General features: G+C 63.9%; 1 protein-coding gene. It reads left to right on the top strand.

What is annotated here, in order from left to right:
- On the top strand, positions 1-457 hold a 457-nt coding region (locus tag EOA79_RS32455), incomplete at both ends, for an ABC transporter substrate-binding protein (protein WP_245489991.1).

Here is a 457-nt window from a genome sequence, read left to right as displayed (position 1 = left end):
CTCCCAAGGGTGGCGCCCACGACTCCGTCGTTGTCGGCACTTTCGACAGCTTCAATCCCTATATCGTGCCGGGGTCGCCGGCCGCGGGGCTCGCCGGGTTCGGCGGCGGCCTGCTCTACGACACGCTGATGGACCAGGCGACCGACGAGGGCAGCGTCAGCCACCCGCTGGTTGCCGAGGCCTATAAATACCCGCCCGACTATTCCTCTGCGACCTACCGGCTCGACCGGCGAGCGAAATGGCATGACGGCCAGCCGATCACCGTCGACGATGTGGTCTGGTCGTTCCAGGTGCTGAAGGCCAACGCCCCCCAATACAACCGCTATTTCGAGAACGTTACCGACGCGGTGGCGATTTCCGACCGCGAGGTCGAGTTTCATTTCAACCAGAAGGGCAACCGCGAGCTGCCCAAGATTATCGGCGATCTGGTCGTCCTGCCGAAGCACTGGTGGGAGGG

It is taken from the genome of Mesorhizobium sp. M1A.F.Ca.IN.020.03.2.1, from assembly GCF_004023205.1.
Classification (GTDB): domain Bacteria; phylum Pseudomonadota; class Alphaproteobacteria; order Rhizobiales; family Rhizobiaceae; genus Mesorhizobium.
This window is presented reverse-complemented; position numbering and strand designations above follow the sequence as displayed.